The sequence below is a fragment of the uncultured Microbulbifer sp. genome, from assembly GCF_947498635.1.
Classification (GTDB): domain Bacteria; phylum Pseudomonadota; class Gammaproteobacteria; order Pseudomonadales; family Cellvibrionaceae; genus Microbulbifer; species Microbulbifer echini.
Genome location: NZ_CANMKV010000072.1, coordinates 1 through 6,356, shown reverse-complemented (window position 1 = coordinate 6,356; position 6,356 = coordinate 1). Strand labels below are relative to the sequence as shown.

At 54.9% G+C, this 6,356-nt stretch carries 10 protein-coding genes and 1 pseudogene; all 11 read right to left on the bottom strand.

Going from position 1 to position 6,356, the window contains the following annotated elements; all coding sequences use genetic code 11:
* Positions 1 to 198 (bottom strand): hypothetical protein (locus Q1A69_RS19525; RefSeq protein ID WP_299589421.1); only part of this gene is annotated, 198 nt, incomplete at its 3' end.
* Positions 198 to 413, bottom strand: coding sequence for a primosomal replication protein PriB/PriC domain protein (locus Q1A69_RS19520; RefSeq protein ID WP_299589418.1), 216 nt, complete (start codon positions 411 to 413; stop codon positions 198 to 200). The genes Q1A69_RS19525 and Q1A69_RS19520, both read right to left, overlap by 1 nt.
* A complete protein-coding gene (locus tag Q1A69_RS19515; RefSeq protein WP_299589415.1) occupies positions 414 to 2,453 on the bottom strand; it encodes a terminase gpA endonuclease subunit in 2,040 nt (679 codons plus the stop codon). It abuts the gene before it with no gap.
* Positions 2,383 to 2,904, bottom strand: coding sequence for a hypothetical protein (locus Q1A69_RS19510; RefSeq protein ID WP_299583076.1), 522 nt, complete (start codon positions 2,902 to 2,904; stop codon positions 2,383 to 2,385). Before Q1A69_RS19510 ends, Q1A69_RS19515 begins: the two co-directional genes overlap by 71 nt.
* Positions 2,905 to 2,990: 86 nt before the next feature.
* A complete protein-coding gene (locus tag Q1A69_RS19505; RefSeq protein WP_299589412.1) occupies positions 2,991 to 3,710 on the bottom strand; it encodes a hypothetical protein in 720 nt (239 codons plus the stop codon).
* A complete protein-coding gene (locus tag Q1A69_RS19500; protein WP_299589409.1) occupies positions 3,700 to 3,930 on the bottom strand; it encodes a holin in 231 nt (76 codons plus the stop codon). Before Q1A69_RS19500 ends, Q1A69_RS19505 begins: the two co-directional genes overlap by 11 nt.
* On the bottom strand, positions 3,927 to 4,283 hold the full coding sequence (locus Q1A69_RS19495; protein WP_299589406.1) for a hypothetical protein: 357 nt from the start codon (positions 4,281 to 4,283) through the stop codon (positions 3,927 to 3,929). Before Q1A69_RS19495 ends, Q1A69_RS19500 begins: the two co-directional genes overlap by 4 nt.
* On the bottom strand, positions 4,283 to 4,678 hold the full coding sequence (locus Q1A69_RS19490; RefSeq protein WP_299589403.1) for a DUF5675 family protein: 396 nt from the start codon (positions 4,676 to 4,678) through the stop codon (positions 4,283 to 4,285). The genes Q1A69_RS19495 and Q1A69_RS19490 overlap by 1 nt, the downstream gene beginning before the upstream one ends.
* Before the next feature lie 186 nt (positions 4,679 to 4,864).
* Positions 4,865 to 5,530: a hypothetical protein gene (locus Q1A69_RS19485; RefSeq protein WP_299589400.1), complete on the bottom strand. Its 666-nt coding sequence runs from the start codon at positions 5,528 to 5,530 to the stop codon at positions 4,865 to 4,867.
* A 54-nt stretch (positions 5,531 to 5,584) separates the two neighbouring features.
* The gene (locus Q1A69_RS19480; RefSeq protein WP_299589397.1) at positions 5,585 to 5,830 is read right to left on the bottom strand and encodes a hypothetical protein; all 246 of its coding nucleotides are present in this window, start codon (positions 5,828 to 5,830) and stop codon (positions 5,585 to 5,587) included.
* 25 nt (positions 5,831 to 5,855) lie between these two features.
* A pseudogene (locus Q1A69_RS19475) lies at positions 5,856 to 6,356 on the bottom strand (hypothetical protein); the annotation flags it as partial.

Here is a 6,356-nt window from a genome sequence, read left to right as displayed (position 1 = left end):
CCGCGCCTGGCCACGCAGGGTTTCTACATCCCCATCGGCCACCAGATCGCCGCTGCGATTATCTGCGGGGTTTTTTCTGAGGCGGCTGGGACGGGCGGCTTCATAGGCGGCAACGACTTTTAAAGCGCGACGCGCTTGCACACGGCGCAGCCCGGCCTCGGGGGCAAAGAACCCGATGAAAGAATCTAATGTATTCATCAATGAAAATTCGCGTAGGCGGGCCCACGACGCTTGCCGGCGGCCTTGAGTTTTTCTTGAAGTGCGCGGCGTTCCCACTCCTGTCGGCCGGCACGGATTTCCTGCAGGTTCTCGGCGGTAAATTGACGGCCATTAATCACCGTGGTTTTTCCGGCGAGCACGTCGATCTCGGCCTCGATATAGAGGTCGACCATGGCTTGTGCGGTTTTAGACATTTAACTATCCAGTAGGGAGCCCACCGGCTGTGCTGGCCGGTGTGGTTTTTTTGGGGCTGGCTGAGGTTGATCCGGTGATGTTTCCGGTTCGCTAAACAGTGTGCGCTGGCCTAACCGCGATTCGAGGGTGGACCACTTTTTCTCGTTGTATTTGTGCATGCCCATGGCGTGGGCGGCGTGTAAGGCGTAGACCTCGGTATCCGTGCCTTCATTGGGGCGGCCGGGGCGCGGCTGCCAGGTTTCCCGGCCTTTGTTTTTCTTGCTGGGGGCTTTGACTTCGGCGGTGACCTGCTCCCAGTAGTCCTGCCGCACATGCTTACAGCTGTGCATATAGGCACTGGTGCCCAGCAAACGCTTGGCGATCAGGTCTTTGGCTTTGTGGGTGCCCACGATATACACCTTCACCCCGAAGCGGTCGGCCTTGGTGCGGCGCTTGGGATTATTAAAATCCACCTGCCGGGGCTGGTTAAAAATTTCCTTGGTGCCGAAGTCGTTGCTGTCGCCTTTGATGGCCATCACCAGCACACCGCGATGTTTTTTATCGCGGGTTCGGACCCAGTGGTACACCGCGTTGCTGGTGCCCCCATCCCCAGAATCGATACTGACTGCCGCTGCGCGGATTTCGCCGAAGCGCTCGTGCTCGAAGCTTTGGAACACCAACTTATCCAGAGCCGCCCAGCAGTCGTCGCGCTTGTCGGCGGTATCGCCATCGATCTCGCCCCAGAACAGTTGCCAGCTTTCTTCATTGCGCCCGAAAGCGCGTATCGATATCGCGAGGCGGTCGTGCTGTACGTCAATGCCGACCGTTACCAGCAGGCCAGCGGCCGGGCAAACGAGTTCCGGGTAATCCTCGGCGGCTTCTTGCAGCTTTTCATGGTCCAGCAAGCGGCTGGCGGCATACTGGTAGGGCCGGCCCAGTTTGTTGTTCTGGAAAACAATGCGCGCAGATTCATCGCCGCTTTTGGCTTCGTGTTCGGCTTCGAGAAAATCCCGCACTACATCGGCAAGGCCGGTGCCGGGAATACACACATAGAGCTCCGAGAGCTCCATAAAGGTTTCTATCGGTTCGATTTCATCGGGCTCAAAGTCTTCGCCGCATTGGGTTTTTTCCCAGCCGGCAAAGTCGTCGCCCTTCTCCCGCGCGGTTTTACAGGTCTGCAGGATATTGGCCTGGCGGCGGTAGTCATCCCAGGCGCTGCCGCATTCCGGGCAGCTATACACCGCGCTTTCCGGTTGGTGCAGTCCGAATATCGGGTGTGGGGTGCCGCCCTCTTTTTCCAGCCAGCTGACGTTTTCCCAATCCAACACATGGGACTCGCCGCAGTCGTGACAGGTCACCGGCAGCACGCGCATGGTGCCGAGTTTGGTGTAGTGTTCTACCTGGGAAAGATCGGCCACCGCTGGGGTGCCGCCGATAATTAATTTCTTATTGCGCATACGCTTGAGGCGTTCACGCAGGTGGCGAATGGAATCGCCCTGATCGCCGACGTCTTTGTTGGTATCGTCCGGCTCCTCCACATAGCCTCGGCGGGCGGTGGTGGATTTCACATTGGAGATGGAGTTGGAGCCAATGGTGCGCACCTCACCACCGGGGAATTTCTTCCGCGTCGAGCGGCTGCCGCCCTTGCGGCTGGTGGTGACATCGATCACCCGATTCACGGCTGGCGAGCCTTCAATAATCGGCACCAGCTTTTCATCCATAAACAGCCGGCCTTTTTCATCCTTGGGAAACAGCATCAGGATGCGGGCCGGGTCGGTGGCGGCGACCTTACAAATATCCGTCGCCAGCAGAACCGTCCAGCCAATTTGTGCCGCCTTCTGCATCACCACCATCCAGGATATCGGGCTATCCAGCGCGTGCATGACGCCCCAGAAATAGGGCACATAGTCGTTGCGGTAATAGCCGGCGTTGTCGCTATCCTCAGACGGCAGTTTGATATTGTCGGGCAGCCACTCGATCAGCGGGATTTTAGGCTGCGGTATCCAGGTCTGGCGCACCTCCTGCACCAGGCGCGAGAGATTCGATTTCGTAACCGCCAATAGCTCTGAGGGCAGCGTCAATGTTTGGCTGTAGGGGTTCGCGGTCGATGGTAATGGCATGCTGGCTCTCGATAGCAATAACGATGCTTTCCACCGCGCCTAAAAATTCATTCTTGCCAATGGTGGACCACTCCACCATCGCCTTGCGTACGGACTCAATATCCAGAATTAATTGGTCTTGCCGATACAGCTCGCGCATTTTCAGTTGCGCATTGGCTTCGGATTCCAGGGCTTGGGCCATATCGCGGCGGTTGCGGGCATCATTCGCCAGACGGCCCGCCGCCTCGGTACGCAGCCGCTCGCAGTATTCTTGTAACCAGACCTTAAAACTGGCCCCCTGGGTAAGCACGCCCGCCTGCACATGCTTGGCAATCGCCGGCTGCGAAGCGCCGATCAATCGGGCAAAGCCAGACTGAGTGGCCTGATCATCAAGAGAGATATCACCAGCCAAGGTATAACCCCCTAGGAAATTTCAGATAGCTGTTAAAAAAGCGGGGTTCGAATTACCCGTGTGCTGGCCCCCTCAGGAGGACCCGTTCAACGTCTCTTTGCGGTCGCAATGGCACGATCCATGGCTTTATCCAATTCAATCGGCAGGTGACGCCGCGCTATGCCTTCGGCAATACGAACAAAGGGGAAACGCTTGCGGTAATCGGGCTTTCCCTTGAGGAAAATCAGGATGGGTTTCACCGTTGGCCGGCGTTTGCCGCCTGCCCTCTTCCACACCCCTAAGACACCGTTCACTTTGCCAACGAAATATTTACCCTTCTTACTCTGCGCACTACCTGCCCCACTTGTAGAGCCAGGGTTACCCCGTAATTCAGCCAGGATTTTTTTATAGGTCCCGACCGAGATATTCCCATGCCTGTTTAATCTCGCCGCCTTGCCATGCACCACGTACATGCCAGAAGGCAGGACGCCCATATGCCGAAGGGCACGCTCAAAGCGCTTATCATTGCGCTTCACATCGATAACTGACGGCGCCAAATACTTACTCGGCGCCGTGCCGTTGGTTGCCTGATTACGGATAAAGATCTTCGCGATACCTGAGCGCTTAGTGGCTTTCTTCACCAGTACAGAGTTCAGTGTCAGCTTCGCTGGATTTACAAAGATGCGCCCCATCGCAGAACGCTCTTCTCCCCGTATACGAAACGCCACCGTATTCAGGGCAACCGAACTGGCATAAGGTAATTGCTTTTTTAATTCAGCCGATGCTCGATCAAACTTTGAGGTATCCAGCTTTACACTAACGTCCATCGCCCCCGCCTTGCTGCTGTTCTTGCAGCTTCAAGCGCTTGTGGTTGTAATACCAATTCACAATGAACCCACTCAAAGCAATCAAGAAACCACCCACCGCCAATAACTCTTGTGCGGCATATCCGCCGACTACCGCTGTACCCGCAGCAACCGTCGTGGTTGCACTGGCGATCTTTTGAACCATGGCTTCCCTCGCTGCCTCTTGAGCTACAGTGTTCACCGCTTAACCTCACTCACCCACGACTTCACGAAATAGAAACCGATGATGATGCTGTAAGGCTGCACAACCACATCAACGAGCAGGCCCTTTAGGTCTGCTACAAAAGGCGCTTTGAAAGCCATGGCCGCCGCAATCAATAAAACCAGCAACGCCCAAACCAATGTCACCAGAAAGGCAATTAATCGTCGTGCCCTGTTCTGAGGCTGCGTGGCCTCCAGGTACTTGAGATACCAACGGGATTTTTCCTCATTGGTAAACCACACCGCATCCACAGTATTTACAGTGGCATCCAGCACCTTGCCCGCAGACTCAGGGCCAGCAAATAAACCCTTAACTCCAGACCAAATACCCATCACGGATACTCCGGCACATAGTGCGTAATTGTCAGATCAAACTTAGGCGGCAGTAGTTCTCGTAGTTGCTGCATCGCCCTGCGGGAGTGCGTCACCCACCAACCACCGGGCGCCAGGTTAGAACCAATTCCAATACAGCCCTGCACATCCGCCGAATAATTCGCGGTGTGGATCAATATTTTTGTACGGCCAGGGACTTCCTCTAGCTCCCACACATTGGGGAACCTCGGTGAGTTATAGGGATTACAGGAATAAACCCCTTCAGGAATACAGCTCTCGAACGGACGATTCCCCAACCACGGGCGCTCTACCGTATAAAACACATAGTCGCGCACTCTCAGTCGCCCCAATGTGGCATCAGGCCCATAGGCGAATCGTTGCAGGTTGCAGTTCATGAATTTCCGCTCGCAGAGCTAAGGAATAAAAAAACGGCGCCCACAAGAACGCCGCCAAGTACAGGTGATGGAGCAATGAAAAATAGAAAGTCAGAAACGAAAAAACCCGGCTGGGGGAGCCGGGTTTCTGTTGCAAGCGGAAATACCGCAAGCTAGAAAAAAAGTACCATCCTGGGTCAAAGTCTGTCAACCCACTTTCAGAAACTTTTCTTTGTAACCCTCCACAACCTCAGAAACCGGGCCCAGGGCACGCGCTGGTAGCGGGTCCAAACGTCTCTGTAATTTACGCCAAATATTCTTCCACTCCAGATCCCAGGCAGGTTTATTACAGCCAACAATAGCGCGGGCCTGCTTCACATCCACCTTACGCCCATTCACATCCCGCAACGCACTCGCACTAATACAAAATAACGCCAGCTGGCTAACCTTATCCCTCGGGTGCGGCTCCTCCCACTTATCGAATTCAGACATCAAGTACTGCAATAGCGCCGCCCGCTCTTTAAATCTTTTTGCCGGTGGTGCATAGGCAGCCATGCCCCAGCAGTAAGCCAGTGGGTCACTTTGTCTCAGCTTGGCAACCACGCTTTGAATAATTCCCTTCTCGCAGGAATCCATAACCCGCCCACCGCTACCCTTGCCCACAACCGTTTCAACACCACTCACCCGAGGCGCATCAATGCGGCAAATCACCTGATTAGCCTCTCCCTGCACCTCACCCCGAATAATTAACTTCCGCCCTCGCCGAGCCTTTGAGGTAATCGTGCTCCTATTGCCCATAGCCTCATAATCAAACGCCGCCGCAGAGCCATCAAAGGCATCATGCCAAGCCTGTCTCGCTGAATCGAATCTCATGCCACCTCCCCCAAGACTGTAAACACTAACCCCAACTGGCCCGGCAGGGCCCTATCACGCAGCCACCTGAAAACGATCGAAATACTCCTGAAAAACCTTTCTCGCCACATACAAGTTATCCCGGTGGAATGTCCCCAAATAATCCTCATGCACCCGTCGAATTTTATTTTGAGTCACCACCGTCTGGGCAAACACTAAATCCACAAGGCGCGGGTCACTCGTGCGGAATGCCGCTAATGGCCTACTGGCTGCGGTTGTCATAATTCGCTCTTTCGCCTCGATGAGAGTCACAACGGTCATAGCATCGTTCCTTGAAAACCCGTGTTCACCAGCCAGTGTCTGTTAGCATTTCACCGATGGGGCGGTCCCGTGTTCGCTGCTGAGGCACGGCCCGCTGTGGTGGAATAAACTTCTCGCGCCTCACCCAATTGCGCCACACCGCCAACCAATCACGCCGCACCCCCTGCTTGCCTGACTGAGATTTCCAGTAATCACCAAAGCTAGCCGCAATGTCGTAGATCTGGTGCATCACCTCTGGCCGCGTCTTGGCCGCCTCAGTGTAAAATTCTTGGGTTAACTGCCAATCATCGGGAAGGCGAGTACCACGCTTCGATGGCGGGGCGGATTCCTGACGGAGAGCAAGGGCACCACCCTGACCGCTCTCTCTCTGGTTATTTTCTAGATTAGTTACTTTCTTAGTATCTTTACTTTCTTGTGTCGGCAAATCCGGATACGGTAAACCCGTATCTGGTAAATCCGTATCCGGTAAATCCGTATCCGGTAAATCCGTATCCGGTAAATCCGTATCCGGTAAATCCGTATCCGG

Coding starts and splice junctions, on each gene's coding strand:
- Q1A69_RS19520 (WP_299589418.1), bottom strand. CDS start 413: ATGTCTAAAACCGCACAAGCCATGGTCGACCTCTATATCGAGGCCGAG.
- Q1A69_RS19505 (WP_299589412.1), bottom strand. CDS start 3,710: ATGGACGTTAGTGTAAAGCTGGATACCTCAAAGTTTGATCGAGCATCG.
- Q1A69_RS19495 (WP_299589406.1), bottom strand. CDS start 4,283: ATGGGTATTTGGTCTGGAGTTAAGGGTTTATTTGCTGGCCCTGAGTCT.
- Q1A69_RS19490 (WP_299589403.1), bottom strand. CDS start 4,678: ATGAACTGCAACCTGCAACGATTCGCCTATGGGCCTGATGCCACATTG.
- Q1A69_RS19485 (WP_299589400.1), bottom strand. CDS start 5,530: ATGAGATTCGATTCAGCGAGACAGGCTTGGCATGATGCCTTTGATGGC.
- Q1A69_RS19480 (WP_299589397.1), bottom strand. CDS start 5,830: ATGACCGTTGTGACTCTCATCGAGGCGAAAGAGCGAATTATGACAACC.